Source organism: Rhodoferax sp. (assembly GCF_028715765.1).
Taxonomy (GTDB): domain Bacteria; phylum Pseudomonadota; class Gammaproteobacteria; order Burkholderiales; family Burkholderiaceae_C; genus Rhodoferax.
Genome location: NZ_JAQURE010000042.1, coordinates 1 through 25,835 on the forward strand (window position 1 = coordinate 1; position 25,835 = coordinate 25,835).

Below are 25,835 nucleotides of genomic sequence, written 5' to 3' on the forward strand. Positions count from 1 at the left end.
ACACCCAAAACCGCCAGTATCAGCCCGGATGTGAACGACCCCGGCGCACGTAATGTGAGCTTTGAAGACCTGCGTGCGGCCTATTACCAGCAGGTGCAAGGCTTGGTGCAAGGCGGCGTGGATGCATTGCTGGTTGAAACCATTTTTGACACTCTGAACGCCAAAGCGGCCTTGTTTGCGATTGATGAATTTTTTGAGGCCAGTGGCGAGCGCCTTCCGATCATCATCAGCGGCACGGTGACCGATGCATCTGGCCGCATTTTGAGTGGCCAAACCGTCACAGCCTTCTGGCACAGCGTGCGCCACGCCCAGCCACTGGCCGTGGGTCTGAACTGCGCCCTGGGTGCGGCGCTGATGCGCCCTTACATTCAAGAGCTGGCCAAAGCCGCGCCCGACACCTTCATCAGCTGCTACCCCAATGCCGGTCTGCCCAACCCGATGAGTGACACCGGCTTTGACGAAACCCCAGCCGACACCAGCCGCCTGGTGGGTGAATTTGCCTCGGAGGGCTTGGTCAACATCGTGGGCGGCTGCTGCGGCACCACGCCAGAGCACATTGGTGCCATTCACGACAAAGTCGCCCCCTTGCCTGGGCGGGTGTTGCAGCGCAACGTGTTTTACAAAGAAGCTGCTTGAGCCGAGGCTTTGACTGCCGGGCGCTGTGCCCCGCTGGCAGGCGCAGCGGCTGGTTGCACAGGCTGGGACGCTGCGACGGCTGAGCTCTTGGCGACAGGTGCCGTGGCCTGGGGCGGCGCTGAGGCACCTGCTAAGGCAGTTGGCGCAGTCACTTCCGCGCCACGCGGCCACGGCACATCAGCAGCTAGCAGCGGTTGCCCCACGGGTGCCGTGGCTTGGCCGGTGCGCACCAGCGCCAGATCTTGTGCGTTGGGGTATTGCCCCAACAGCCAGTAGTCAAATGTGCGCCTGGCAATGGGCGCGGCAGAGGTTGAGCCAAAGCCCGCGTTTTCCACAATCACGGCCAGGGCAATTTGCGGGTCTTCGGCGGGTGCAAAGGCGATGTAGAGCGAGTGGTCGCGCTTGTGCTCTTCCATGCGGGCAGCGTTGTATTTTTCATTTTTTCGCAATGTCACAGCTTGCGCCGTGCCCGTTTTGCCGCCACTGAGGTAGCCTGCCCCGGCAAACACGCGGGTAGACGTGCCATGCTGTGTGACCCCAACCATGGCTTTGCGGATGACCTCAATGTGCTCGGGTTTGAGCCCCAAATCTTGCGCCGGGTTGGGTGCAATGGCTTGGCTGGTGCGGCTGTTGGCCTCTTGGGTGGCCATGACCAACTGCGGTTTGTGTTTGATGCCGTTGTTGGCCACGATGGCGGTGGCTTGCGCCAGTTGCAGCATGGTAAAACTGTTGTAACCCTGGCCAATACCCAAAGAAATGGTTTCGCCGGCATACCATTTTTGCTGTTCGGGGCGTTTGTAGTAAGTGCGTTTCCAAGCCTGGCTGGGCAAGACGCCTTTCACCTCGCCACGGATATCAATGCCCGTGATTTGCCCAAACCCCAGCGGCGCCATGAAGTCGTGAATGGCATCTACCCCCATTTCATTGGCCAGTGAATAAAAGTACACATTGCTGGACTCCACAATGGCGCGGTTCATGTCCATGATGCCGCCTTTTTCATTCTCCGGGCTGCCAAAGCGGCGGCCACCAAACATGAAAAAGCCAGGGTCGTTGATCAGCACCTGGGCGCTGCGTTTGCCGGTGCTCAAGGCGGCCAGCGCCATGAACGGTTTGTAGGTAGAGCCAGCAGGGTAAGTGCCGCGCAAGGCGCGATTGAGCAGCGGTTTGTCTATCGACTCGTTGAGCAATTGCCAATTTTCCTGGTCAATGCCGTCCACAAACAGGTTGGGGTCAAACGTGGGCTTGCTGACAAAGGCCAGCACCTCGCCGGTTTTGGGGGCAATGGCTACCAACGCGCCTCGGCGCTCGCCAAACATGTCTTCAATGAGCTTTTGTAGCTTGATGTCAATCGACAACTTGATGGTGTCCCCGGGCGTGGCGGGTTGGCTGTGCAGGCGCCGGGTGGCGCGCCCACCGGCCGAGGTTTCCATGGCATCGACACCCGTCAAACCATGCAACTGGGTCTCGTAGCTTTGCTCCACCCCAAGTTTGCCGATGTAGTCTGTGCCGCGGTAGTTGGCAGCCTCATCGGTCTCATCCAGTTGCTCTTTTTCAGTGGCATTGATGCGCCCAATGTAGCCAATCACATGGCTGGCCAGCTCCCCATAGGGGTAGCTGCGAAACAGCCTGGCTTTGATGTCTGCGCCTGGAAAGCGGTAGCGCTGCGCCGCAAAGCGTGCCACTTCATCGTCACTCAAGCGGGTGCGAATCGGGATGGATTCAAAACTCTTACCCTCTTCGCGGAGTTTCTTGAAGCGCCGCCGGTCTCTGGGCGTGATCTCAAGCAGCTGCGCCAGCTCGTCAATGGTTTGCTCCACATCGGGCGTTTTGGAAGGCGTGATCTCCAGCGTGTAAGCCGAGTAGTTGCTGGCCAGAACCACGCCGTTGCGATCCAGGATCAGCCCCCGGTTGGGCACAATGGGCACCACCGCCGTGCGGTTGTTTTCAGCTTGTGCCAGCAAGTCATCATGGCGCACCACTTGCAGATAAACCAAGCGCGCCACCAGCAAGCCAAAGCACACCAGCACCACCAAGCTGGCCACCAGCACCCGCAGACGAAAGCGGGCCAGGTCAAGCTGAACGTTGCGAATGACAGTCATCGAAAACCCCGCAGTCAGAGCGGCCGGTTGGCATCCGGGTCAGGGGCGCGCCGCTGCGGCATCAGCAGCAGGGCGTTGACGGCTGGCCACAGCAGGGTCTCCAGCAACGGTGCCAGCAACAGCCAGGCACCGGGAAACTCGCCGCCAGCGAGCAGGTTGACCAGCAGCGACAAGGCATGTGCCGCCACAAACAACGGCAGCAGTTGTGCCATTTGCGCCAAAGCACCAAACCAAAGCAAGCGCCGGTGTATGCCCAGCGCTAAAAAACTCAAGGCGGTGTAGGTCAACGCGTGTTGCCCCAGCAAGCTGCTTTGGTGCACATCCATGGCCAGACCCAGCGTGAAGGCGATGCCCACGCCAATGCGCTGAGGTTGGTGAATGACCCAAAACGCCAGCACCAGCGCCAACACATCAGGCACCCCACTGGCACGGCCAAACAGCCCCATGTTGACCAACATGTTCATGGCAAAGGCCAAGGCCAAACTGCTCCAGATGAAGCCAGGGTGAGCTGGCAGCAACAACTGCTGGTGGCCGCGCGGCATGATCATGGTTTGCCCGCCTTGGTCTTGACTTTGGGTGCCACCGGCTCCGCTGGGCGCGGCGCGACTTGCGCGCCGATGGGCTGCAGCACCAGCACATGCAAACTGCCCGCCACCCGAGCCTCGGGTTCGCACACAATGCGGGCAAAAGCAGAATCTGCCTGGCGTTCAATTTTCAACACCCGTGCCACCGGCAAACCCGGCGGGTACACGCCATCAACGCCGCTGGTGGTGAGCAAGTCACCAGCCACCATGTCGGCATGGGCGTCCATGAAGCGCAGCTCAAGCTGGTGACTGCGTGTGCTGGACTGACCAAAGGCCAAACCGCGCACACCAGTTCGCACATTCAGGATGGGCGTGACTTGGTGCCGGTCGGTCAGCAGGGTGACTTCGCTGGTCAAGGGGTAAACCCGGGTGACTTGCCCCAAAATGCCGGCTTCATCCAGCACCGGCGCCCCGGCTTGCACGGCGTTCATGCTGCCTTTGTCGATGATGACTTTGTGCGCATAGGGGTCGGCAGCGTCATACAGCACCTGCGCGGCCAGGGCCGGTGCAGAGAGCCGTTCGCGCATGTCCAATAGCGCGCGCAAGCGCTTGTTTTCCAGGCTCAATTGTTCAACCTGTAAAGCGCGCTGCGACTGCAGCCCCAATTTGTATTGCGCTGCGGCTTCTTTGGTTTGCGACGAATCCAGCGCCTGAAAATACTGGCCACCCGATTGCAACCAGGTCACTGGGCGCAGCACCAACCATTGCAGCGGGTAGAGCGCGGTGGCAAGAGTGGTTCGAATCGGCGCGGCCAGCTGTAAGCGCAGGTCTGCCAGCATCAACAACACGGCCAGTGCGCTAAAAAAAAGCAATTTGGACAAGGCCGATGGGCCTTGCCTGAAAAACGGTGGCGGTGCACCGTTCAGCGTACCCAGCGGCATCGCTGTCCTAGCCTGACTATTCGTTGGTGAAAATGGAGCCTAGGCGTTCCATCTGCTCCAGCGCAATGCCGCAGCCACGAACGACGCAGGTCAGTGGGTCTTCGGCCACCAGCACTGGCAGGCCGGTTTCTTCGGCCAGCAGGCGATCCAGGTCGCGCAAGAGCGCGCCACCGCCAGTGAGCATCATGCCGCGGTCAGCAATGTCAGCACCCAACTCGGGCGGGGTTTGTTCCAGCGCGTTTTTGACGGCTGAGACGATGTTGTTGATGGGGTCGGTCAGGGCTTCAAGAATTTCATTGCTGGAGATAGTGAAGCTGCGTGGCACACCTTCAGAGAGGTTGCGGCCACGCACTTCCATCTCGCGCACTTCGCTGCCTGGGAAGGCGCTGCCAATGTTTTTCTTGATGGCCTCGGCGGTGGGCTCGCCAATCAGCATGCCGTAGTTGCGGCGAATGTAGTTGATGATGGCCTCGTCAAAGCGGTCGCCGCCCACGCGCACGCTGCCCTTGTAAACCATGCCACCCAGCGAGATCACGCCCACCTCGGTGGTGCCGCCCCCAATGTCCACCACCATCGAGCCTTGGGCTTCCGACACCGGCAAGCCCGCGCCAATGGCCGCCGCCATGGGTTCTTCAATCAGGTACACATCGCTGGCGCCGGCACCCAAGGCCGACTCGCGAATGGCGCGGCGCTCCACTTGGGTGGAGCCGCAGGGGACACAAATGATGATGCGCGGGCTGGGGCGAAAGATGGAGCGCGGGTGCACCATTTTGATGAACTGCTTGAGCATTTGCTCGGTCACTGTGAAGTCGGCAATCACACCGTCTTTCATGGGGCGAATGGCTTCGATGTTGCCCGGCACTTTGCCCAGCATGGCCTTGGCCTCCTTGCCCACCGCCTGGATGGTTTTTTTGCCTTGCGGGCCGCCTTCGTGGCGGATGGCGACCACCGAGGGCTCGTCCAGCATAATGCCTTTGTCGCGCACGTAAATCAGGGTGTTGGCAGTGCCAAGGTCGATGGCCAGGTCAGTTGAAAAATACTGACGAAATGTTCCAAACATGGGGGTGTCCTTTTGGGCTCATGCAACGCGTTGGGTCACATGTCGCCAGATAACGGGTTCTAAATAGGGGTGTGATGAGTGAATAGCCTCGCGCAGGGCGTGCGTCTGCTCAAGGCGTGGATAATACCCTATTGCCTGTGGATAAGCCCGGAATTGCTCTGGTTTTAGCCACCATTTACACCCTGTTTCGATTGAATACCTATGTCACTTTCTGCCGCCGATATGGACCGACTGGCGCACTTGGCACGCTTGGGGTTGGCACCCTCAGAGCGTGAACGCCTGTGCACGCAACTCAATGATTTTTTTGGTGTGGTTGAACAAATGCGTGCGGTTGACACCACCGGCATCACGCCGCTGGCGCACCCCACCGACATCATGGCCGAGGTGGCTTTGCGCCTGCGCGAAGACCGCGCCACCGAGCCCAACCAGCGCGAAGCCAACCAGCGCAACGCCCCAGCACTTGAAAACGGCTTGTTTTTAGTGCCCCGGGTGATCGAGTAAACCGCACAACACATTTCATCATGACCCACATTTCATCTGATTTGCACGACCTCAGCGTGGCTGACCTGGCCCGGTTGCTGCGCCAGCGCAAGGTATCGGCCGTAGAAACGGCTCAGCATTTTTTAAGCCGCATCCACCAGCACCCCGAGTTGGGGGCGTTTTTAGACACCCAAGACACGCTCACACTGGCTCAAGCCCAGGCCGCCGATGCGCGTTTGGCGGCAGGCACGGGGGGCTCGCTTGAAGGCGTGCCGGTGGCACACAAAGACATTTTTGTGACGCGCGGCTTCGCCGCCACAGCGGGCTCCAAAATGCTCAAAGGCTACATCTCGCCGTTTGATGCCACGGTGGTCGACAAGCTGGGCGCAGGGGCGCAAGGCCATGGCGCAGGCATGGTGACGTTGGGCAAACTCAACTGCGATGAATTTGCCATGGGCTCTGCCAACGAAAACTCGCACTACGGCCCGGTCAAAAACCCATGGAACCCGCAGTGCGTGCCAGGTGGGTCGTCGGGTGGCAGTGCAGCTGCCGTGGCGGCGCGACTGACCCCTGCGGCCACCGGCACCGACACCGGCGGGTCGATTCGCCAGCCCGCCTCTTTTTGTGGTGTGACCGGCATCAAGCCCACCTATGGCCGGGTCTCGCGCTATGGCATGGTGGCGTTTGCATCCAGCCTGGATCAAGCCGGCCCGATGGCGCGCAGTGCCGAAGACTGCGCCTTGCTGCTGAGTGCCATGTGTGGTCCTGACCTGGATCGCGATGCCACCTCTTTGGATGTGCCCGCCGAAGACTTCTCGGCTCATTTGAACGACGACTTGGCTGGCTTGCGCATAGGTGTACCGGCCGAATTTTTTGGCCAGGGCTTGGCTGCCGACGTGCAAGCCGCTGTCGAGGCCGCGCTCAAAGCCTATGAGGCGCTGGGCGCCAAACTGGTGCCGATCTCGTTGCCGCGCACCGAGCTGTCCATTCCGGTGTACTACATCATTGCGCCAGCCGAAGCCTCCAGCAACCTCAGCCGTTTTGATGGGGTCAAGTTTGGTTTCAGGGCAGACCAGTACACCGACTTGAACGACATGTACCTGCAAACCCGCGCCCAAGGCTTTGGTGACGAGGTCAAGCGCCGCATCATGATTGGCACCTACGTGCTCAGCCACGGCTATTACGACGCCTACTATCTGCAAGCGCAGAAAATCCGCCGCATGATTGCCGACGATTTCCAGCAGGCTTTCAAGGTGTGTGACGTGATTGCCGGGCCGGTGGCACCCACCGTGGCTTGGGCACTGGGCGGCCATGCCGACCCGCTGGCTGATTATTTGGCCGACATTTACACACTGCCTGCGTCGCTGGCAGGTCTGCCCGGCATGAGCTTGCCGGTGGGTTTGGGTGCCGGGCAGATGCCGGTGGGCATGCAGCTGATTGGCAATTACTTAACTGAGTCACGCTTGCTCAACGTGGCGCACCGTTTTCAGCAAGCCACCGATTGGCACACCGCTCGCCCGCAAGGAATTTGACCATGAACGCATCTGTGCAAGACAAAAAAACCGCTGCCAAGTCGCTGCTGGTGATGGGCTACGAAGTCGTCATCGGCTTCGAGACCCACGCCCAGCTCTCCACCCAGTCCAAAATTTTCAGCCGTGCCCCCACCGCCTTTGGTGCCGAGCCCAACACCCAGGCCTGCGCCGTGGACCTGGCCTTGCCTGGCACGCTGCCGGTGATGAACAAGGGTGCGGTTGAGCGTGCCATTGAGCTGGGCCTGGCACTGGGCAGCACCATTGCGCCGCGCAGCGTGTTTGCCCGCAAAAACTACTTCTACCCCGACCTGCCCAAGGGCTACCAGATCAGTCAGTTTGAGATTCCGGTGGTGCAGGGCGGCTCGGTCGAGTTTTATCTGGGTGACGAAAAGAAAACTGTGCACCTGGTGCGTGCCCACCTGGAAGAAGATGCCGGCAAGTCGCTGCATGAAGACTTCATTGGCCAAACCGGCATTGACCTGAACCGCGCTGGTACGCCGCTGCTTGAAATTGTGACCGAGCCAGACATGCGCTCCAGCGCCGAGGCGGTGGCCTACGCCAAAGAGCTGCACAAAATCGTCACCTGGATCGGCATTTGCGACGGCAACATGCAAGAAGGCAGCTTCCGTTGCGACGCCAATGTGTCGGTGCGCAAGCCCGGTGAACCCTTGGGCACACGGCGTGAGATCAAAAACCTCAACAGCTTCAAGTTCATGCAGCAGGCCATCGACTACGAGATTCGCTGGCAGATTGAAGAGCTTGAAGACGGTCGCGCCATTCAGCAAGCCACCGTGCTGTTCAACCCCGACACGGGCGAAACCCGCGCCATGCGCACCAAGGAAGACGCGGCCGACTACCGCTATTTCCCCGACCCCGACTTGCCCCCCTTGGTGATTGCCGCAGAGTGGGTGGAGCGGGTGCGCAGTGCCATGACCGAGCTGCCGCGGGTGATGGCGGCGCGGTTTGCCGCGGACTACGGCTTGTCTGACTATGACGCCACGCAGCTGACCCAAAGCCGCGAAGTGGCGGCCTATTTTGAAGCCGCCACCCAGGCCTGCGGCCAGCCCAAACTGGTCAGCAACTGGATCATGGGCGAGGTGTCGCGCAGGCTCAACGCCGCCGAGGCGGACATCAGCGCGTGCCCGGTGTCTGCGGCGCAATTGGCGCAGCTGGTGGCTCGCATTCAAGACGGCACCATCTCCAACAATGCGGCTCGCCAGGTGCTCGATGTGCTGTGGTCAGCGCCCGACAGCACGGTCGATGCCATCATCGAGGCCAAAGGTCTCAAGCAAATGAACGACACCGGCGCGCTGGCCGCCATTGTGGATGCCGTGTTGGCCGCCAACCCCAAAAATGTGCAGGAATTCCGTGCAGGCAACGCCAAGGCGCTCAACGCACTGGTGGGGCAAATCATGAAAGGCAGTCAGGGCAAAGCCAACCCGCAACAAGTCAACGACTTGCTGCGTCAAAAGCTGGCTTAAGTCGCTGGGGTTAACGCGGTGTGGGTGTGGGCTTGGCTGCGGCAGCCATGTCCCACAGGGGTTGCAGGCGCTGCAGCTCTTCGTCAAACCGCGTGTTGATGCGGGTCAGCTCTGCATCTTTCGCAGCCAGCTCCTTGGTTGCTGCCGCCATGGCCTGCGTCACCGCATCAAGTTTTTGCCGCAAAGGCAAGGGCGCTTGAGCCGGGTTGCTGGCATAAAAAGCCATTTCATCTTGAAGTTTCAAGTGCTCGTTGCGCAGGTCGAGCAGCTGCAGGGTGCTGGCGTGCTGACTTTGCTGAAGCTGCGCCAGCGCTTGTGTGCGTGCGCTCTGGTGCAGCGCGGCGTGAGGGTAGCGCTGCAGCAAGGCTTGGTCGCGTCTCTTGGCCTCCAACAGCCGGGCACGGGCTTGCTGCTCGGCGTGCATCTTGTCGGCCAACGTCTGTTGTGCTTGGGCTGACAGCGGCGGCTTCACCACCGCTTTGACCGTGCCACTGGGGTTGAGGATTTTTTGCTCCCGATCCCAGCACTCCGAGATTTTTCGGTCTGACGTGAGTTTGCGGCCATTGGCATCGATGCAGGTGTAAATCTCAGGCACCGGTGTTTGCGCCCAAACTTGTGTCATGCCGCCCAAACTGGCACACGCCCACCCTGCCCAAGTCAGGGTGGCGACCCATCGGGTGGGGTCACAAGGCTTTTCAGTCTTGTTCATCAACCCCATAGCGGTCACGGTAAGCGCGCACTTGTTGCGCGGCATCTTGCAGACCAGCCACGCTGTGCTGTGCCAGGTAGCCCATCAAATCATCCAGACGGGCGATGGCACACACCTCCAAGCCCAGTTGCCGGCGCACAAATTGCACGGCGCTGTGGTTCACGTCTTGGCCGCCTTCGGTGGCTTTTTCTTGTCGGTCTAGCGCAATCACCACCCCGTGTGCAGTGGCGCCGGCGGCTTGAATCAGTGCAATCGACTCACGCACCGCAGTGCCAGCAGACATCACGTCGTCCACAATCAACACCCGACCTTGCAGCGGTGCGCCCACCAAGCTGCCGCCTTCGCCGTGGTCTTTGGCTTCCTTGCGGTTGTAGGCAAACGGCACGTTGTGCCCCAGCCGTGCCAGCTCTACCGTCAGCGCGGTACCGAGCGGAATGCCCTTGTAGGCGGGGCCAAAAATCATGTCAAATTGCATGCCGCTGGCGAGCAGGCGCTGGGCATAAAATTGCGCTAGACGGCCCAGTTTGGCACCATCGTCAAACAAGCCAGCGTTGAAAAAATAGGGGCTTAAACGCCCCGCTTTGGTTTTGAATTCGCCAAAGCGAAGCACACCACATTCCACTGCAAACTGCACAAAATCTTGCGCCAAGGCATCTGAGCCTGAAGCGGTGCCGGTTTGCATGTCACTACGCACTGTCATGGGGAAACATCCTTGTTCAAATTAACCAGCCTGAACCTCAATGGTATCCGTTCCGCCAGCAGCAAAGGGCTTGCTGACTGGGTGCAACAAGCGCGGCCAGATTGTATTTGCGTGCAGGAAATCAAAGCCCAAGCGCCCGACATGCAAGGCCGTTTTGAGGCATTGGTTGACCTGCGCGGGTATTTTCATTTTGCTGAAAAAAAAGGCTACTCGGGGGTGGGTATTTACACCCGCCATGAGCCCACCGCGGTCATCAGCGGGTTTGGCAACCCTGAATTTGATGCTGAGGGGCGCTATGTGGAGGTGCGCTTGGATGCGGCTGGCCACAAGCGCTCCATCATCAGCTGCTACTTTCCCAGTGGCTCGTCAGGTGAAGAGCGGCAGCTGGCCAAATACCGGTTTTTGGCCGCCATCTATCCCCACCTGATGGCACTCAAGGCCGATCGCGAGTTCATTCTGTGTGGCGACATCAACATTGCACACCAGGCCATTGACCTGAAAAACTGGAAAGGCAACCAAAAAAACTCTGGTTTTTTGCCCGAAGAGCGTGCCTGGATGACCCAGCTTCTGGGCGACGGTGGTTTGGTTGATGTGTACCGCCAGCTGCACCCCACGGCTACCGATGAGGCCTACACCTGGTGGAGCAACCGCGGCCAAGCCTATGCCAACAACGTCGGTTGGCGGCTGGACTACCACTTGGCCACACCGCAGTGGGCGGCCAAAGCCCAGTGCGCCAGCATTTTCAAAGGCAGCAAGTTTTCAGACCATGCGCCCATCAGCATTGACTACGCGGACTAAATCCCTGCTCACTACACTTAATGATGTTGCTTAAAAGGATGATGGATTGATGGACATTGTTGTGATTGTCTTGCTGGGCATTGCGCTGCAGATATTCAAAGCGCGTGAGCAAGCCGAGCGCGTGGCGTTGCTGGGCAGTTATTTGGCCAAGTTCAACATTGAAAAACTGATGCAAGACGTGTTGGGCGGCTACCAGCGCGCACTGGGCGAGGCCGATGCTGAGCGCCAAGCGCAGGTTTGGCGTTACCTGGCGCCGCAAGAGCAAGCGCTGTCTGAGCAATTTGGCCGGTTTGTGCTGGAATTTGCCCAGGTCTATGAAGCGCGGGCACGGGTGAGCCGCTTGCCTTTGGCGCTGCCTTTTGTCTCGCTGGCCATCCCGTCAAGCACGTTTGACTTGCGCAAACTCATGAGCGTGCATGGGCATGGCATCAGTCAAGCGGTGGCCAATGCGCAGGGCTTGCCAGCCAAGCGCCGGGCCTTCAATGTGATGGCCGAGCTGCTGCTGATGCAACACAGTTGCCACTGGTTTTGCCGCTCCAAGCTGGTGGCCTCGGCACGGTTGCTGGGGCGCCATCAAACTGCTTATGCGCAGGTGGTAGAAGCGGTGTCGCCTGAGACACGGCGCGCCTACACCAACCTCATCGGGCAACTCAGCCGGTGAGACTCCACCACAGATGTTCAGTGGTTTTCACAAACTAATTTTTATATAACAAATTGGCCTCTAGCGCTTATGGAATAAGCGTAAGTAGCTATCAAATAAATCAATCATGTCACCCTCTACCCCATCCCCCGTGTTTCGCCGCGCCACCCCGCCTGCAGCCAAAGCCCCGATTCCAGCCGGGCAAACCAACACCGCCGCCTATGGCGCGGGTGGCACGCTGCGGCTGAACAAACGCATGGCCGAGCTTGGCCTGGCGTCACGCCGCGAGGCCGATGATTGGATTGCCAAAGGCTGGGTCAAGGTCAATGGCCGGGTGGCTGAAATGGGCATGCAGGTGGCCCCCGACGTGCGCATTGAAATCGACAAGCAAGCCACCGGTGCACAGGCCAAGCAAGTCACGGTGTTGATCAACAAGCCGCTCGGGCTGGTCAGCGGCCAGGCCGAAGACGGCCACCAGCCCGCCATCACCCTGGTGCAGCCGCAAAACCGCTGGGCCGAGGACAACGCCCGCTTTTTCTTTCACCCCAGCCAGCTCAAAAGCCTGGTGCCCGCGGGACGGCTTGACATTGACTCCACCGGCCTGTTGGTGCTGACGCAAGACGGCCGGGTGGCGCGCCAGCTGATTGGTGAAGACACCAGCATGGAAAAAGAGTACTTGGTGCGGGTGATTTACACCGGCGTGGCCAATGCCGCCGCCGCGACTGCTGCCAGCGCCACCCACGCCGCGGCACCGGGTGCTGCCGCACGCATGGCCAAAGCGGCGCAGGCGGCCAAGCAGTCTGCGCCAGGGCAGATCACCCAACTCAGTCGCATTGATGACGATGACCCCATCAGTCAAGATGTGCAGTCGGTGTTCCCGGCAGAAAAATTGGCGCTGCTACGCCACGGCCTCAGCCTGGACGGCCAGGCCTTGAAGCACGCCAAGGTTGAATGGCAAAACCCAGAGCAACTGCGATTTGTGCTGCACGAGGGCAAAAAACGCCAGATTCGCCGCATGTGCGAGCAAGTGGGTTTGAAGGTGGTGGGCTTGAAGCGCGTGCGCATTGGCCATGTGATGCTGGGCAACCTGCCGGTGGGGCAGTGGCGCTATTTGCAGCCGCACGAGAAGTTTTGAGGGTGTGTGAGGCGCAGCGGCGTTACACGTCGCTTGTTGGGTTCGCTAAATGGCACGCCTGGCGCATATGCTTTGCCGTATCCCTTATTTGGGCAATGCCTGTGTGTACAACTGCAGCACCAAGGCCAAGTCTTTGGTGACTTTATCTTCGTAATCGGCATCGGCAGCAACTTCAAAATTGCCGGAATTGGCTGCCGAATGTGCTGTCATCCCGACGCTGGCGAGCGCATCCACCTGTGTCATTTGGCTCCCCGCCACAAAGCGCGGTGCACCGCCACCACTGCTGGCACCGAAGCCCAGCAAACTGTTGGCCGCACCAAACAAGCCCTTGGCCACGGCCGCAGCTTTTTTGCCGGTACTCATGCCCAGGTCGGTGATTTTTTCACCGGAAACATGCGGCAATACCACCGGGGTCTTCAGCGCCCATTGGCTTGATGTGGATGCTGGCCAAAACACTTCCATGCGTGAATCTTTCGTGGCCAGCATGTTGCGTGGTTTGCGATCGATTTTGGTGAAGCCGGGATCAAATTGCATGAAATTGAGCTTGAGTCGCGCTTGCACAATTCCTAGCCCTGTTTCATCTGCCGCCTTGCCCGCCAGCGGAAGGTTCAGGAATTTGCTCTCAAATACCTTGGGCGCAGTGCCTTTGGCCGTGGCGATGACGCTGGCCATCTGGGTTTCCCCTTTCGCTGAAGAGCCGGTGTTGACCACATCCAGCGCGGTTTTGGCCACATCTGACGCAGAACCCGTGTCATCTACCACCACCGGTTGTTCGTTGGGTTCGGCCAGCTCGGTCTTGTAAACACTGTTGACCAACACACTCGCGGGTAAGACTTCGTAGCCACGCTGCTTGAGCAGGGTGGCAAATTCCAGATGCAATCTGTCGGTCATGCCCTGCATTTGCGCTGGTGTGATGCCGGCAAGTGTGTAGGTGACTTCAGCTCCCGATTTGACGCGCTGAGAAGTGACAAACTCGACCACAAAGGAGCCAATCACAAGTTTGCGCATGCCGACGGTCTCCAGCCCGGCAACTTCAGGGAAAACCTGCTTGAAAGCCTCAGCCAGGTTGCTTTGATCTGAAAGTTCTACAAACTCAGGTTGCCCCGCTGCCAAGAGCCGATCCAACAAGGCCGCATTTACTGACCATGTGCTTGTCAGCAGCAGCAATGCCACGCCCCATGGGTGCCATATTTTTTGACGCATCGTTGTGCCCATTCAAAATCTCCATCAAACAGATGCTGCAATTGTGCAGGGTGGGCGATGGTTCGACCACCCCTCCTAAGGGGGGGTGACGGAGCCACCCGGGTGCCGTGAACGGACATGTTGCACCAAGCTCGTGTGAGTTGACAGGGTTCTCTAACGCCGCACACCGCATCCGCTCACAATGCAGCGCATGACCCAACCCTCAAACTCTGGCCTTCGTCACCTTCAAGCCTCTGATTGGCGCGCCGCGTCGCTCTTGGCCACCCAAGCCACCCACGCTGTGATTGCCATGACCGAAGGTGTGCACCAAGCTGTGTGGCGCACTTTGGGCGCGCCCAGCGGCGCCACTCCAACCCAAACCCGTGGCCTGACCGGTTTGATTTACAAAAGCATTCACGCCACCACACAGCGGGTCGGGCAGGGGGTTCACACGGCTTTGTCCCGGCTTGAGCCGTTGCTGCAGCATCTGCACAGCCAGGGTGAAGACTCGCCTGAACGTTTGGCTTTTGTATCTGCCCTCAACGGTGTCATGGGTGACCGCCTGCAGGCCAGCAGCAACCCGCTGGCGCTGCCCATGACGCTACGTTATCAAGAGCTGTCTGCGCATATATCAAAAGGGCTAGAGCCTGGTTTGGCATTAAAAATCCAAATCCCAAACGCAAGTCCCAAACTGCTGCTGGTGTTGCATGGCCTGTGCATGAACGACCTGCAGTGGACCACCCAGCACCAAGGCCAAGTGGTCAACCACGCCCACACGCTGGCGCAAGCGCTGGGCTACACCCCGGTGTTTGTGCGCTACAACACCGGGCTGCATGTGTCAGACAACGGCCAGCAGCTGGCGGCGCAGCTGCAGCGCCTGGTGGCGCAGTGGCCGGTGCCTGTGACCGAGCTGACGGTGCTGGCGCACAGCATGGGTGGCTTGGTCATGCGCAGCGCGGTGCACGTGGCCGACCAAGCCACAAAGTCGCATGGCATGGGCTGGCGCGGGTTGCTGAAAAACATCGTGTTTTTGGGCACGCCTCACCACGGCGCGCCGTTGGAGCGCTTGGGCAACTGGGTGGACGTGGTGCTGGGCAGCACGCCCTACAGCCGCCCGTTCGCCAAGCTCGGGCAATTGCGCAGCGCTGGCGTGACCGACCTGCGCTATGGCCTGGTGCAGCCCAGTGATTGGCAGGGGCAAGACCGCATTCTGCGCCAGCCAGACCCGCGCACCCCGTTGCCCTTGCCGCACAACGTGGCCTGTTTCACCTTGGCGGCGTGTGCGGCAACCCAACGTGGCGTGCTGACCGAGCGCATGTTGGGCGACGGCTTGGTGCCACTGCACAGCGCCTTGGGTCAGCACCCCGAGCCCAGCCGCCAGCTGCACTTTGCACCCAGCCACCAAGCCGTGCTGTACCGCACCAACCACATGCAACTGCTCAGCAGTCCGCAGGTCACCAAGCAGCTGTTGCGTTGGCTGGCGCCGGTGACAGATTCAGCAGCACCACTAGACTCAGACACTTTTTCTGCCCCACCGCGTCCATGATCCCCATCCAGATCGCCTCTTCTTTGTCCGACACACCTGAGCCAGTGCCTGACTTGGCGCATTACATGCGCGCTGGCACGCTGCAGTTTCAAGCCCTGCCGCCATTGGCGTTGTATGTGCACCTGCCTTGGTGCCTGAAAAAATGCCCGTATTGCGACTTCAACTCGCATGAAATGCGTGCCGCCGAACTGCCCGAGCAGCCTTACCTGAACGCCTTGATGGCTGACCTGGAGGCCGCGCTGCCGCTGATCTGGGGGCGCAGCGTGCAGACGGTGTTCATCGGCGGGGGAACGCCCAGTCTGTTTTCGCCTCAGGCCATTGACCAGCTCATCAGCGGCATCCGGGCGTGCCTCAAACTCGCCGCCAACGCCGAAATCACCCTGGAGGCCAACCCCGGCACCTTTGAGAAAGACCGCTTCAAAGCCTTTCACAGTGCTGGGGTGACGCGCCTGTCGGTCGGGGTACAGAGCTTTCATGATGATTTTTTGACCACCTTGGGTCGTGTGCACAATCGGGCTCAAGCGCTTGATGCACTTGCGGAAGCAGCTACTGTTTTTGATACATTCAACCTGGACTTGATGTACGCCCTGCCGGGGCAAACGCTGGCCATGCTGCAGGCCGATGTGGCCACCGCCTTGTCGTTTGCACCCAAGCATTTGTCGGTCTACCACCTCACCATCGAGCCCAACACGCTGTTTGCCAAACACCCGCCAGCAACAGTGGATGACGATCTGGCGGCCGACATGCTTGACGAAATCACCGCCTTGACCGCCGCCGCAGGCCTGCAGCGCTACGAGGTGTCGGCCTACGCCCAAACCGGCCACGCCTGCCAGCACAACCTGAACTACTGGCAGTTTGGCGACTATCTGGGCATTGGCGCCGGGGCGCACAGCAAGCTCAGCTTTGCCCACCGCGTGGTGCGCCAGGTGCGCCTGCGCGACCCAGCGCGGTACATGGTGCACGCCGTGGCGGGCAATGCGGTGGCGCAGTCGTTTGAGGTCAAGCGCGATGAACTGCCGTTTGAGTTCATGCTCAATGCGTTGCGGCTGGCCGACGGTTTTGACCTCAGCCTGTTCCCCGAACGCACCGGCTTGCCGCTGTCCAAAGTGCAAGCGGCCATCGAGCAAGCGCTGCAGCAAGGCCTGTTGCAGCGCCAAGGTTCACAAGTAAAGCCCAGCGTGCGCGGCTTTGATTTTTTGAACGACTTGCAAGCGTTGTTTTTGCCCTCAAGCGTGTGAGCGTGGGCGCCGCCGCGCGCCGGTCAATGCCGCCACCTGATGCGGTGAAGGCATTGATTTTGCTCACGACATCGCTATAGTGGTTGAATCTCACGGCAACCCAAGGAGCGCACCGCCATGTTTTTTGTGTATGGAACTTCTGGCCAGGTTTTCCATGGCAGCATGGAGCAGCTGCGGCAAATCCATGGCGTGGGTTCGTTGGCGCGGGCACGGCGCACCGCCGCCGTGGGGCGAGACGGGCGCGACGAGGCCGAACAACCTGGTTCTGCGTTTGCGGCCGTTTCAGGTATGGGTGCCAAAGACGCAGCCAGCCCACGCCCTGCCCCAGTAGCGGCCTACACCCAAGCGCAGCAAGGTGCCCACCAGCGCCGCCCCCTGACCACGGTGGCCGATGTCATGAGCCACCCCGCCATCACCCTGCTCGAATCCGCCAGCGTGCAAGAAGGCTGGCAACTGTTGGCTCAAAAAAGCATTGGTCAAGCGCCGGTGGTCAACCTGACGGGGCAACTGGTGGGTCTGCTCACCCGTGCCGAATTGCTCAGCCCCGAGCGCTTACCCCACCCCGAGCAAAACGCCATGGCGTGGCAAGCCTTGCTGCGCCAACCCATCACCGCGCTGATGTGGACACCCGTGCCCAGCGTGGGGCCCGAGGCTGACTTGCGCCGCGTGGCACAGGTGCTGCTGGACACTGGCTTGCCAGGTCTGCCGGTGGTAGACGCACAAGGCCAAGTCACTGGTTTTGTGTCGCGCTCAGACATCTTGCGCGCTGTGGTGACCGACCCACCGCTGGATGTGTGGGGTTGACACGGGCTTGTTCTCGTCTGCCCCTGCCCCCATCCCTGCCTTCCCCCAAAGAGGGAAGGAGCGAACTTCCGGGTGCATCACCCCGCCGCTTTGGCTGTTTGGCCGCCGGTGCGCAGGATCAGGCCACCGGCTTGGCGCTTGGGCTCGCCCAGGCTGGCGCGGGTGATGTGGGTGCTGTAGCGTGTGCGCAGGTCATGCACTTGCTCGGTCAGGGCGGGGGCGTTGTCAATTTTGTCGCTGTAGCGGTGCAACACCAGGTAGGCGGTTTCGATCAGCTTGCCGCTGAGGGTGCTGGTGCCGTGCGTCAGCAGGTCTTGCACGGCGGCGCCGGGGTTGCCTTTGAGGCTCATGCTCATGGCGTTTTCTGCCAGTTTCAAAATGCGCGCGTGGGCGGCGCGAATGCGCTCGGGGTAGGGTGGGTACAGGGCAGCCGCCCCGGCCAACAGTTCAGACAGCGCCCGGGTGCCGGCAAAGCGCAGCGCCAGTGCGTCCACCACGGGGTCAACTTCATCGAGCTGAATGGCTTTGTCGGCCAATTGCGCCAGCAGTGCCAGCAGGTTGGAGGCCGATTCAAAATCAAACTCTGGGTCATGGGCGTGGCTGCACAGCGTGCGCACCACGTCCAGCACCTGGGCGTATTGGCTCTGCTCAATGAGTTGCAGCGCTGCCACGAAGCCATACAAGCGCTGGTGGCGGGCACTGTCGGGCTGGCGCTCGATCAGGCGCAAAAAGTCGTCGCGGCAGCGCTGCAAGCCTTTGCGGTCGGCCAGCTCCAGCCTGATGAATGCCAGCAGCACCAGGGTTTGGCAGTCGAACATTTTGGAGTCAAGCCCCATGCGTGTGGTGCGGTCGAGGATTTTTTCGGCTTTCGCATGGTCGCCACAGTAGTAGCTCATCAGCCCCAGGTTTTGCATGCGCGTGATGGATGCGGGTGTCAGGGTGCTGGCCATTTGGTAGGTGGCCAGCGCGGCGTCAAATTTGCCTTGCTCAAACTGGGCGCGCCCCATCACGTCGTAGGCGTCGGTGTAGGTGGGGTCTTCGCTGATGAGGTTTTCCAGGGTGCTGACAGCTTTGGCGGTTTGGCCTTCGTCCAACAGCGAGCGTGCCACACCCAGTTTGGCCCAGGGCAGGGTTTTGGCCTGCACCACCGCTTGGTAGAGTTTTTGGGCCTGGTCGGTTTGACCGGTGCGCAGCATCAGCTCGGCACCCACGCGCGCGGCGTACAGCCAAAATTTGCCCCGGCTCTCAAAACGCTCTAGACACAGTGTGGCCGCAGTCGCAAAGTCGTCGGCCTCGATGGCGCTGAAGATGGGCTGCAACGACAGTTTGCGCACCCGTGCCTGGCGCAGCCGATCGCCCAACTGGCTGGCGCGGTGCGGCTTGAGCAGGTAGCCGTCAAGTGCCGACTCGGCCGCTTCGGCCACTTTGGCGTAGGTGGCTTCGCCGGTGACCATGATGAACACCGTGAAAAAGGGCAGCAGCTGGTTGCGCCGCAGGTCGTCGAGCAAATCTTGCCCGGTCATGGCTTCCAGCGGAAAGTGCTGCTCGCACAGCACCACGTCAAACTTGCGGTATTCAAGCTGGCGCCGTGCGTCCACCAGGCGGGCGGTTTGCACCACATTGGCCACCCCAAAGTCGCGCAGTTGCGACACCAAAATAGAGCGCGAGGTGGGGTTGGGGTCAATCACCAGCGCCTGCGAGCTTGATAAATCGTCTTCAGGCAAGGCCATGTGTCTGTCTCATGTGTTGTTTTGCAAAATAGTAGCACTTGGCCAGGCGCGTGATGTGGTGTTTGGTGAGTGCTGATTTTATGTGGTTGATTTGGCCTGTAGTGCTTATTAAATATGCTTCAGTAGCTATTTTAATAATAGCTATCAAAGGGCGAGTGCCCGTCAAAATTCTGTCAAAATTCAGCCATGAACGCTACGCCCCAACCCCCAGTTGCTTCCTGTCAGCCCCGCAACCCATTGCATGGGGTCACGCTGGAGGCCATGGTGACGGCTCTGCAGGCTCATTACGGCTGGCCTGGCCTGGCCCAGCGGGTGGCGGTGCGCTGTTTCAGCCATGAGCCCAGTGTGGCCTCAAGTCTGAAGTTTTTGCGCAAAACACCCTGGGCGCGTGACAAGGTGGAAGGGCTTTACCTGTTCATGCTGCGCGAGCAACGCCGCAGTCAATAACTCACACATTGCACACCTGGCGCCCGTGCCAGGCTGCCGCCTGGGCGCGCACCAGGTCATTGACCAACACTTCCAGCCAAGGGTCAAGCGCGCTGGACGCGGCTTCGGTCTGGTGCAGGTGCAGCAGCAAGGCGGTGCCTTGGGCCCATTGCAGCAGCGCCTCAAAGTCAAGGCTCTGCACTTCAAGCAGTTTGAACTTGAGCAGCACTTTGGCGGCATAGCGCCGGTGTTTGGCGGGGTCTTGCACAAAGCCTTGCAGTTTGCGGCGGGCGCGCGCCAGTGCCTCGGCCACGTCGGTAAACGCGCTGCCGTGCCCAGGGATCACGGTGGTTGGCTGCAAGGTTTCAATCAGATCCAGGGTCTGCGCCACCTCGGCGAAGGCGTCGCTGCCGTCGAGCTCAGGAAACACCACACCAAAACCGTTTTGCCACAGGGCGTCGGCTGAAATCAGCACGCGCGCGCTGGGCTCAAACAAAATCACCGAATGGGTGTCGTGCCCAGGTGCGGCGTGCACCTGCCAGTGCTGGCCACCCAGCTCAAGACTGCTGCCGGGTTGCAGTGTGGCGTTGAAGCCAAAACGCGGGCAGACCTGCCCGGTGGGTGTGTAGGACAGTGCCGTGGCGTCCCAGGCCGCCACTTGGGGCGCATGGCCGGGCGGGATCAGCGTGTGCAAGGCCGAGTAGCGTGCCTGCAGCGCGGCGTTGCCACCGCAATGGTCGCTGTGCAGATGGGTGTTGACCAAGGTGTCAAGTGTCCGCTCCTTGAGCGCACTGTGCAGCAAGGCCAGGGTTTGCGGTGCGTGGCTGGCGTAGCCACTGTCGACCAGCGCCGTGCTGTGTGTGCCGTGCAACAGGATGTTGTTGGACGACAGCCAGCCGCGTTCAAACAGCGTGATGCCGGGGGGCAGGTTCAGGGTGTTCACGGCGCTAGGCTGTGGCGGCAGATTGCAGATTGCAGCGTGCGGGTGAGTTCAGCCTCGCACGCCAGCGCGTCAGCATCACTGAGCAGCGCAATCCAGCCGGTTTCACGGCTGTGAATGGTGGCTAAAAATTGCGCCACCGCACGGGCTTTGGCCATGGTCGCAAAATGGTCAAAACCAGACTCCAAAAAGCCTTGCAACTTGCCCAGCCCGGCCAGCTCGGCTGGGCGGCGCATCAGTTTGAGCAGCAGGCGCAAACCGGGTTTTCTGGTCAGCTGCCCCAGCGTGTTGCCTACTTCCAGCACGGTTTGCAGCTGCCAATGGCGGGCGCCGCGTTGCCCTACCGCGCGCCAAGCGGCCACGTAGCGCGCAGCATGGCTGCCAGCCGGGGTGTTTTGCCAGGCTTGCGCCATGGCAAAGTCAAGGGCTTCAGTTTGGCTGTGGAGTTGGGTGAGCGTATGCACCGTGCTCAATACGGCGGCCGGAAAAGTGCGCTCGATGGCGTCGGCGATGCGCACAAACTGCGCGTCTCGCTGACTGAAATCTTGCGCGCTGTAGAGCTCGTCCAGAAAAAAGGTGGCACTTGGTGCAAACACGGGTTGGCTCAATAAATCTGGGTAAGTGGCCTTGAAGCGTTGCGCCTGCAGCTGCTTGACGCAGTTCAGCGCCTGGCTTAGCGCGGTATCGGCCATGGCCACTTGACGCAGCTGCGCAACGTGTGCCATGGCTTCGCGGATGGGGTGGGTGGCGTCACTCATGCGTGGAAGTTTATCGATGCGCAGGCGCAGGGTGTCGTTAAAGTCACAACTTTGATCTGGATTCATGGCTATTTAGAGTTTTTAACCTAGGGTAAACCCTTATAGTTAAAGCCATGTTTGAAACACTCACACCTCATCAAGCCATGACACATTCGACTTTCCCCTTGGGCGATGCCGCGTATGGGATCGACTTGCCAGCCACGGCCAAGCCTGCCGATGTGATTGTGCCCATTCGGTCATTGGGTGAAAACCACCGTGGCCGCATTGCCGTGCACCTCAAAGCTCTGGATGCCCATGACCGCTATTACCGCTTTGGCTTTGCCGCCTCTGATGCGCAAATTGAGCGCTATGTGGCCGGCCTGAATTTTGACCGGGATGAAATTTTTGGTATTTACAACCGTCATTTGGTGCTGATTGCCATGGCGCACCTGGCCTACGCGGGTGATGGCCATTTGCCTGAATGCGCCGAGTTTGGCGTCTCGGTGCTGCCGCATGTGCGTGGCCGCGGCTTTGGCCAGCGTTTGTTTGAGCGCGCCATGATGCATGCCCGCAACCATGGCGTGCGCATGATGTTTTTGCATGTGCTCAGCGAAAACGCGGCCATGCTCACCATTGCCCGCAAAGCCGGTGCCAGCGTGGTGCGCGACGGCTGTGAGTCTGAGGCCCACTTGGTGCTGCCGCCAGCCACCCTCAACACCCAGGTCACCGAGCTGCTTGAAGAGCACATGGCGCAGGCCAATTACCAGGTCAAAATTCAGGCCAAACAGTTTCGCGACCTGCTCAACAGCCTGGGCAGTGCCTGGCGTGTGCCGCCGGGTTTGGGCTCGGCGCATGGGCCTGCGCCGTAATCCGGTATCCTAGCGGTTGTGTTTAACTACCGCATGCTTTGCTTGATTGGCTGTGTCAGACCCCAACCCTACGCGCCCCGACCGGGAAGATCACCGGACTTTTTTACAAAAAATTGCCGAGTTCATCCACCCCGGCCCCGACTCCACCGACGAACTGCTCGACACCCTGGTAGAGGCTGAGCACAACCAGCTCATCGGTGCTGAATCGCGCAAAATGCTCGAAGGCGTGATTCGCATGGCCGACATGAGCGCTGGCGACGTGATGGTGCCCAGCACCCGCATGGAGTTGGTCAACATTGCTGACCCGTTTGATGTCATGCTGCACGGCGTGATTGACACCGCGCACTCGCGTTTTCCGGTGTTTGAGGGCGAGCGTGAAAACATCATTGGCATTTTGATGGCCAAAGACCTGCTCAAGCTGCAGCGCGCGCCAGAGCTCAACATTCGCGCGCTGCTGCGCCCGGCGGTGTTTGTGCCCGAGAGCAAGGGGCTCAACGACCTGCTGCGAGATTTTCAAAGCAACCACAACCACTTGGCCATCGTGATCGACGAGTTTGGCCGGGTGGCCGGCTTGGTCACCATTGAAGACGTGCTGGAAGAAATTGTGGGTGAGATCGAAGACGAGTTTGACATTGCCGAGGACGATGGCGACATTTTTGGCCTGCCCGACCGCAGTTACCGGGTCAGCGGTGACACCACCGTGGAGCGGGTCGAGAACGCCTTTCTAGTGACACTCGCAAGCACCGACCCGGACGAAAACTTTGACACCATTGGCGGGCTGATTGCCCACAACATGGGGCATGTGCCCCGGCGTGGCGAACAGCATGCCTTGGCCGGGCTCAACTTTGTGGTGATGCACACCAAAGGTGGCGCGGTGAAGTGGTTCAAAGTGACCCCGCTGCCAGATGCGTCCACCTGAGGTGTTGGCGCGCCGCCCAGGTCGCTGGGGGGCGCAGTGGCCAGGCCGTGCCACGGGCTTGGCACTGCTGGCCGGTGCCTTGCAAGCCGTCAGCCTGGCCTGGCCGTGGGGCACCCCCGCATTTCTAGCTGCGCTGGGCGTGGTGCAGGGGCAAGCGGTGTGGTGGTTGCAACTGTTGGCTCTGGGTCTATTGGTGGGGCTGCTGCGCCAAAGCAGCCACCCGGCGCAGGCGGCTTGGCTGGGTGGCTGCTTTGGCACGGCGTGGCTGGCGCTCACCTTCGGCTGGTTGTTCATTTCCATGCACACCTATGGCGGCTTGAACGCGCTGCTGGCGCTGCTGGCCGTGCTGGCACTGGCTGCCGCATTGGCCGTGTACACGGCTGCTGCTTCATGGTGTTTTAAGGCTCTAGCGCTTACCAATCAAGCGCTAGCAGCTCTTTATTTTGCAGCACTTTGGCTGCTGGCAGAGCTGGCACGCGGGCTGTTGCTGACTGGCTTTGGCTGGGGGGGCGTGGGCTATGCGCAGGTGGATGGCCCCATGGCAGGCGTGCTGCCCTGGGTCGGTGTGTATGGTTTGAGCGCGTTGGCGGCCTGGCTGGCGGCCATGCTGGCTGGTCTGTTTGACCGGGGCGAGCCAGCGTACCCACGTGGTGCATGGGTGCGCCATCTGCTGGCTATATTGGCGGTGCTGGCCGGGGTGCAGGCGCTGCCAGTGCCCCAGGGGTCTGCAGCTGGCACGCTCGACGTGACGCTGCTGCAGGGCAACATTGCACAAGACGAAAAGTTTGACGCCACCCGTGGCGTGCCGCAGGCGCTGCAGTGGTATGGGCAGCAATTGCAGACCAGCCGCAGCGCGCTCATCATCACCCCCGAGACCGCCCTGCCGCTGCTGCCCGACCAATTGCCCCCCGCTTATTGGCAAGCCTTGCAGCTGCGCTTTGCGCAGGGTGAGCAGGCGGCGCTGGTGGGCATGCCCATGGGCAGTTTTGAGGCTGGCTACACCAATTCAGTGGCTGGTTTCAAGCCGGGGCAAAGCACACTGTGGCGTTATGACAAACACCATCTGGTGCCTTTTGGCGAATTCATTCCGCCGTGGTTTCGCTGGTTCACCAACCTCATGGCCATTCCCTTAGGCGACTTCACGCGCGGCGCCTTGCCGCAGCCCACGTTTGACTGGCAGGGGCAGCGCTTGGGCACCTCAATTTGTTTTGAAAACCTGTTTGGTGAGGAGCTGGCCGCCCAGTTTGCCGTGCCTGAGCGCGCCCCTACCATCTTGGTCAACATCAGCAACCTCGGCTGGTTTGGCGCGCATTTGGCCATGGATCAGCACCTGCAAATTGCCCGTGTGCGCTCGCTGGAATTTGACCGCCCCTACCTGCTGGCCACCAACACCGGGCGCACAGCGGTGGTGGATCACCAGGGGCGCATCAGCGCTGCATTGCCCAACCATGTGGCGGGGGCGCTGCAGGCACAGGTGCAGGGGCGCGGCGGCATCACGCCCTACGCCTGGTGGGTGGCGCGCTGGGGGCAGTGGCCGTTGGCTGGGTTGGGCGCTGGGGTGGTGGTTTTGTTGTGGTGGACAAGACGTCAATCACAAAAATTGGCTGAAACTGAAAAATAGGCCTAAAGTACCCCTTAATTCTGCCGTTATGACTAAGACGAACGGAGGAAAGACCCCAGACCCATTCTGTCGCCTGACATGCCATGCAACTACCATCCATTGATCGGATTCCCGCCACGCGGCCACTGGCGACAGCCTCAGCCGCTTTGGCCACGGGAAGGGTTGTGCCTGTGGCGCCCGTCAATGTCAGCAGCACCGCGGCACCGGCGCCCAGTGTCATTAACCTGATCAACCCAGCCGACAAACCCAATGCGGACGCGGGTGTCTACAGCAGCGTGGCAGACCCCACCCGCCCTGGCTCGCCAGAGGCCGTGCCGACCGACTGGACGGTCAAAAAACCCGCCCCAGAAGAAGCCAAGCCGCCACCCGAGCCCCCGCTGTACCAAATGCTGCTAGACCACATGAAGTCGCTCTGGCTGGCCAGTGCCAGCGCGGTTCAGGTGCAGCAAGAGGTCAAAGACCAGGCGCAGTTGTCGCCACCGCAGCTGGATGCCTCGCAAGGTGTGCTGACCAGCCAGGTCTACACCTACAACCCCAGCAAAATCAACAAGGCTGAGCCACCGAAGTCTTGAGCGCGAAGCGCGCCGGTGCGCCGTCTGGCTGTGGCTCCAGCACCCACTGTGTGGTGTGAAACGCTGCCACAGTGGGCTTGTGAGCTATTGAAATAAGAGTGCCTTGCGCTTGATCTACAAGCGCTAGAAGCTGTTTGTAGATGATTTTCTCGGTGGCTTCATCGAGCGCGCTGGTGGCCTCGTCGGCAAACACCCAGCGGGGTTTTTTCAGCAGCACACGTGCCACAGCCAAGCGCTGCTGCTCGCCACCCGAGAGCATTTGCCCCCAGGCTGCCTCTTGGTCAAGCTGGTTGCACAAGTCGGGCAACTGGGCCAGCGCCAGCGCTGCGCGCATGTCCTCCTCAGAAAACGCCGCGGCGTCATGCGGGTAGGCCAGCGCTTGCCTGAGCGTGCCGTTGGGAAAATACGGCCGCTGGGGCATGAACATGGCTTGTGCCGGGCACTGCACATGGCCACTGGCATACGGCCAAATATCGGCAAAGGTGCGAAACAAGCTGGACTTGCCGCTGCCCGAGG

The 25,835-nt window shown here is 60.5% G+C and carries 26 protein-coding genes; 15 read left to right on the forward strand and 11 right to left on the reverse strand.

Features of this window, described 5'->3' with window-relative positions; all coding sequences use genetic code 11:
- Positions 1–636, forward strand: a 636-nt coding sequence (locus PHT20_RS13110) for a homocysteine S-methyltransferase family protein (protein ID WP_301020873.1), incomplete at its 5' end; no start/stop codon positions are given.
- On the opposite strand, the gene mrdA is transcribed toward PHT20_RS13110, so the two are convergent.
- The 4 genes from mrdA to PHT20_RS13130 are packed head-to-tail and all read right to left on the reverse strand — an operon-like array spanning position 618 to position 5,260.
- Positions 618–2,735 carry a penicillin-binding protein 2 gene (gene mrdA, locus PHT20_RS13115; RefSeq protein ID WP_301020874.1) on the reverse strand — a complete coding sequence of 706 codons (2,118 nt, stop codon included), beginning with the start codon at positions 2,733–2,735 and terminating at the stop codon, positions 618–620. The two genes, PHT20_RS13110 and mrdA, sit on opposite strands and share 19 nt — an antisense overlap.
- Positions 2,736–2,749: 14 nt before the next feature.
- Positions 2,750–3,283, reverse strand: a complete 534-nt coding sequence (gene mreD / locus PHT20_RS13120) for a rod shape-determining protein MreD (RefSeq protein ID WP_300083647.1) — start codon at positions 3,281–3,283, stop codon at positions 2,750–2,752.
- Positions 3,280–4,200, reverse strand: coding sequence for a rod shape-determining protein MreC (mreC, locus tag PHT20_RS13125; protein ID WP_300083644.1), 921 nt, complete (start codon positions 4,198–4,200; stop codon positions 3,280–3,282). Before mreC ends, mreD begins: the two co-directional genes overlap by 4 nt.
- A 16-nt stretch (positions 4,201–4,216) precedes the next feature.
- Entirely contained in the window at positions 4,217–5,260 is a 1,044-nt protein-coding gene (locus tag PHT20_RS13130; protein WP_300083642.1) for a rod shape-determining protein, read from the reverse strand.
- Positions 5,261–5,461: 201 nt separating this feature from the next.
- Between PHT20_RS13130 and gatC the strand changes: the two genes are divergently transcribed.
- From gatC to gatB, 3 genes are read left to right on the forward strand one after another with little or no spacing between them, the layout of a single operon-like run.
- On the forward strand, positions 5,462–5,761 hold the full coding sequence (gene gatC / locus PHT20_RS13135) for an Asp-tRNA(Asn)/Glu-tRNA(Gln) amidotransferase subunit GatC (RefSeq protein ID WP_300083640.1): 300 nt from the start codon (positions 5,462–5,464) through the stop codon (positions 5,759–5,761).
- Positions 5,762–5,781: 20 nt separating this feature from the next.
- Entirely contained in the window at positions 5,782–7,272 is a 1,491-nt protein-coding gene (gene gatA / locus PHT20_RS13140) for an Asp-tRNA(Asn)/Glu-tRNA(Gln) amidotransferase subunit GatA (RefSeq protein ID WP_300083638.1), read from the forward strand.
- A 2-nt stretch (positions 7,273–7,274) separates the two neighbouring features.
- Positions 7,275–8,753, forward strand: a complete 1,479-nt coding sequence (gene gatB, locus PHT20_RS13145; RefSeq protein ID WP_300083636.1) for an Asp-tRNA(Asn)/Glu-tRNA(Gln) amidotransferase subunit GatB — start codon at positions 7,275–7,277, stop codon at positions 8,751–8,753.
- A 10-nt stretch (positions 8,754–8,763) separates the two neighbouring features.
- Here the strand turns inward: gatB and PHT20_RS13150 are convergent, their stop codons facing one another.
- Positions 8,764–9,462, reverse strand: coding sequence for a DUF4124 domain-containing protein (locus PHT20_RS13150; protein ID WP_300083634.1), 699 nt, complete (start codon positions 9,460–9,462; stop codon positions 8,764–8,766).
- Entirely contained in the window at positions 9,449–10,144 is a 696-nt protein-coding gene (pyrE, locus tag PHT20_RS13155; protein WP_300083693.1) for an orotate phosphoribosyltransferase, read from the reverse strand. The genes PHT20_RS13150 and pyrE overlap by 14 nt, the downstream gene beginning before the upstream one ends.
- 30 nt (positions 10,145–10,174) lie before the next feature.
- On the opposite strand from pyrE, the gene PHT20_RS13160 reads away from it, so the two are divergent.
- The 3 genes from PHT20_RS13160 (at position 10,175) to PHT20_RS13170 (ending at position 12,735) form a co-directional block, all read left to right on the forward strand.
- Positions 10,175–10,960, forward strand: coding sequence for an exodeoxyribonuclease III (locus tag PHT20_RS13160; RefSeq protein WP_300083632.1), 786 nt, complete (start codon positions 10,175–10,177; stop codon positions 10,958–10,960).
- A gap of 49 nt (positions 10,961–11,009) precedes the next feature.
- Positions 11,010–11,621 carry a hypothetical protein gene (locus PHT20_RS13165; protein ID WP_300083630.1) on the forward strand — a complete coding sequence of 204 codons (612 nt, stop codon included), beginning with the start codon at positions 11,010–11,012 and terminating at the stop codon, positions 11,619–11,621.
- A gap of 106 nt (positions 11,622–11,727) precedes the next feature.
- The gene (locus PHT20_RS13170; protein ID WP_300083627.1) at positions 11,728–12,735 is read left to right on the forward strand and encodes a pseudouridine synthase; all 1,008 of its coding nucleotides are present in this window, start codon (positions 11,728–11,730) and stop codon (positions 12,733–12,735) included.
- An 84-nt stretch (positions 12,736–12,819) separates the two neighbouring features.
- On the opposite strand, the gene PHT20_RS13175 is transcribed toward PHT20_RS13170, so the two are convergent.
- The gene (locus PHT20_RS13175) at positions 12,820–13,950 is read right to left on the reverse strand and encodes a hypothetical protein (protein WP_301020875.1); all 1,131 of its coding nucleotides are present in this window, start codon (positions 13,948–13,950) and stop codon (positions 12,820–12,822) included.
- 178 nt (positions 13,951–14,128) lie between these two features.
- Between PHT20_RS13175 and PHT20_RS13180 the strand changes: the two genes are divergently transcribed.
- The 3 genes from PHT20_RS13180 (at position 14,129) to PHT20_RS13190 (ending at position 17,505) form a co-directional block, all read left to right on the forward strand.
- Positions 14,129–15,463 carry an alpha/beta hydrolase gene (locus PHT20_RS13180; protein ID WP_301020876.1) on the forward strand — a complete coding sequence of 445 codons (1,335 nt, stop codon included), beginning with the start codon at positions 14,129–14,131 and terminating at the stop codon, positions 15,461–15,463.
- Complete coding sequence (gene hemW, locus PHT20_RS13185; protein ID WP_301020877.1) at positions 15,460–16,701, forward strand: radical SAM family heme chaperone HemW; 1,242 nt, start codon at positions 15,460–15,462, stop codon at positions 16,699–16,701. Before PHT20_RS13180 ends, hemW begins: the two co-directional genes overlap by 4 nt.
- Positions 16,702–16,818: 117 nt before the next feature.
- Complete coding sequence (locus tag PHT20_RS13190) at positions 16,819–17,505, forward strand: CBS domain-containing protein (RefSeq protein WP_301020878.1); 687 nt, start codon at positions 16,819–16,821, stop codon at positions 17,503–17,505.
- A 77-nt stretch (positions 17,506–17,582) separates the two neighbouring features.
- On the opposite strand, the gene PHT20_RS13195 is transcribed toward PHT20_RS13190, so the two are convergent.
- Positions 17,583–19,235 carry a response regulator gene (locus tag PHT20_RS13195; RefSeq protein ID WP_301020879.1) on the reverse strand — a complete coding sequence of 551 codons (1,653 nt, stop codon included), beginning with the start codon at positions 19,233–19,235 and terminating at the stop codon, positions 17,583–17,585.
- Positions 19,236–19,421: 186 nt separating this feature from the next.
- Between PHT20_RS13195 and PHT20_RS13200 the strand changes: the two genes are divergently transcribed.
- Positions 19,422–19,682: a VF530 family protein gene (locus PHT20_RS13200; RefSeq protein ID WP_301020880.1), complete on the forward strand. Its 261-nt coding sequence runs from the start codon at positions 19,422–19,424 to the stop codon at positions 19,680–19,682.
- A gap of 1 nt (position 19,683) precedes the next feature.
- Here PHT20_RS13200 and PHT20_RS13205 read toward each other — a convergent pair whose 3' ends face one another.
- Together PHT20_RS13205 and PHT20_RS13210 are read right to left on the reverse strand one after the other, a co-directional pair.
- Complete coding sequence (locus tag PHT20_RS13205) at positions 19,684–20,604, reverse strand: MBL fold metallo-hydrolase (RefSeq protein WP_300083615.1); 921 nt, start codon at positions 20,602–20,604, stop codon at positions 19,684–19,686.
- Positions 20,601–21,425 (reverse strand): hypothetical protein, encoded by an 825-nt coding sequence (locus PHT20_RS13210; protein ID WP_300083613.1) that lies wholly within the window; start codon positions 21,423–21,425, stop codon positions 20,601–20,603. The genes PHT20_RS13205 and PHT20_RS13210 overlap by 4 nt, the downstream gene beginning before the upstream one ends.
- Before the next feature lie 77 nt (positions 21,426–21,502).
- Between PHT20_RS13210 and PHT20_RS13215 the strand changes: the two genes are divergently transcribed.
- The 4 genes from PHT20_RS13215 to PHT20_RS13230 all read left to right on the forward strand — a co-directional run bounded on the left by PHT20_RS13215 (position 21,503) and on the right by PHT20_RS13230 (position 25,319).
- Positions 21,503–22,207 (forward strand): GNAT family N-acetyltransferase, encoded by a 705-nt coding sequence (locus PHT20_RS13215; RefSeq protein WP_300083611.1) that lies wholly within the window; start codon positions 21,503–21,505, stop codon positions 22,205–22,207.
- Positions 22,208–22,259: 52 nt separating this feature from the next.
- Positions 22,260–23,126: a transporter associated domain-containing protein gene (locus tag PHT20_RS13220; RefSeq protein WP_300083609.1), complete on the forward strand. Its 867-nt coding sequence runs from the start codon at positions 22,260–22,262 to the stop codon at positions 23,124–23,126.
- Complete coding sequence (lnt, locus tag PHT20_RS13225; protein ID WP_301020881.1) at positions 23,113–24,747, forward strand: apolipoprotein N-acyltransferase; 1,635 nt, start codon at positions 23,113–23,115, stop codon at positions 24,745–24,747. The genes PHT20_RS13220 and lnt overlap by 14 nt, the downstream gene beginning before the upstream one ends.
- A gap of 83 nt (positions 24,748–24,830) precedes the next feature.
- Complete coding sequence (locus PHT20_RS13230) at positions 24,831–25,319, forward strand: hypothetical protein (RefSeq protein WP_300083605.1); 489 nt, start codon at positions 24,831–24,833, stop codon at positions 25,317–25,319.
- On the opposite strand, the gene PHT20_RS13235 is transcribed toward PHT20_RS13230, so the two are convergent.
- Positions 25,291–25,835: ATP-binding cassette domain-containing protein (locus PHT20_RS13235; protein WP_301020882.1), on the reverse strand; the 545-nt coding region annotated here is incomplete at its 5' end. The genes PHT20_RS13230 and PHT20_RS13235 overlap by 29 nt on opposite strands.

Bases quoted from the DNA above. Each gene is read 5' to 3' on its own strand.
- mrdA (WP_301020874.1), bottom strand. From the start codon at position 2,735: ATGACTGTCATTCGCAACGTTCAGCTTGACCTGGCCCGCTTTCGTCTG.
- mreD (WP_300083647.1), bottom strand. From the start codon at position 3,283: ATGATCATGCCGCGCGGCCACCAGCAGTTGTTGCTGCCAGCTCACCCT.
- mreC (WP_300083644.1), bottom strand. From the start codon at position 4,200: ATGCCGCTGGGTACGCTGAACGGTGCACCGCCACCGTTTTTCAGGCAA.
- PHT20_RS13130 (WP_300083642.1), bottom strand. From the start codon at position 5,260: ATGTTTGGAACATTTCGTCAGTATTTTTCAACTGACCTGGCCATCGAC.
- gatC (WP_300083640.1), top strand. From the start codon at position 5,462: ATGTCACTTTCTGCCGCCGATATGGACCGACTGGCGCACTTGGCACGC.
- gatA (WP_300083638.1), top strand. From the start codon at position 5,782: ATGACCCACATTTCATCTGATTTGCACGACCTCAGCGTGGCTGACCTG.
- gatB (WP_300083636.1), top strand. From the start codon at position 7,275: ATGAACGCATCTGTGCAAGACAAAAAAACCGCTGCCAAGTCGCTGCTG.
- PHT20_RS13150 (WP_300083634.1), bottom strand. From the start codon at position 9,462: ATGAACAAGACTGAAAAGCCTTGTGACCCCACCCGATGGGTCGCCACC.
- pyrE (WP_300083693.1), bottom strand. From the start codon at position 10,144: ATGCAAACCGGCACCGCTTCAGGCTCAGATGCCTTGGCGCAAGATTTT.
- PHT20_RS13165 (WP_300083630.1), top strand. From the start codon at position 11,010: ATGGACATTGTTGTGATTGTCTTGCTGGGCATTGCGCTGCAGATATTC.
- PHT20_RS13170 (WP_300083627.1), top strand. From the start codon at position 11,728: ATGTCACCCTCTACCCCATCCCCCGTGTTTCGCCGCGCCACCCCGCCT.
- PHT20_RS13175 (WP_301020875.1), bottom strand. From the start codon at position 13,950: ATGGGCACAACGATGCGTCAAAAAATATGGCACCCATGGGGCGTGGCA.
- PHT20_RS13180 (WP_301020876.1), top strand. From the start codon at position 14,129: ATGACCCAACCCTCAAACTCTGGCCTTCGTCACCTTCAAGCCTCTGAT.
- hemW (WP_301020877.1), top strand. From the start codon at position 15,460: ATGATCCCCATCCAGATCGCCTCTTCTTTGTCCGACACACCTGAGCCA.
- PHT20_RS13190 (WP_301020878.1), top strand. From the start codon at position 16,819: ATGTTTTTTGTGTATGGAACTTCTGGCCAGGTTTTCCATGGCAGCATG.
- PHT20_RS13195 (WP_301020879.1), bottom strand. From the start codon at position 19,235: ATGGCCTTGCCTGAAGACGATTTATCAAGCTCGCAGGCGCTGGTGATT.
- PHT20_RS13200 (WP_301020880.1), top strand. From the start codon at position 19,422: ATGAACGCTACGCCCCAACCCCCAGTTGCTTCCTGTCAGCCCCGCAAC.
- PHT20_RS13210 (WP_300083613.1), bottom strand. From the start codon at position 21,425: ATGAATCCAGATCAAAGTTGTGACTTTAACGACACCCTGCGCCTGCGC.
- PHT20_RS13215 (WP_300083611.1), top strand. From the start codon at position 21,503: ATGACACATTCGACTTTCCCCTTGGGCGATGCCGCGTATGGGATCGAC.
- lnt (WP_301020881.1), top strand. From the start codon at position 23,113: ATGCGTCCACCTGAGGTGTTGGCGCGCCGCCCAGGTCGCTGGGGGGCG.
- PHT20_RS13230 (WP_300083605.1), top strand. From the start codon at position 24,831: ATGCAACTACCATCCATTGATCGGATTCCCGCCACGCGGCCACTGGCG.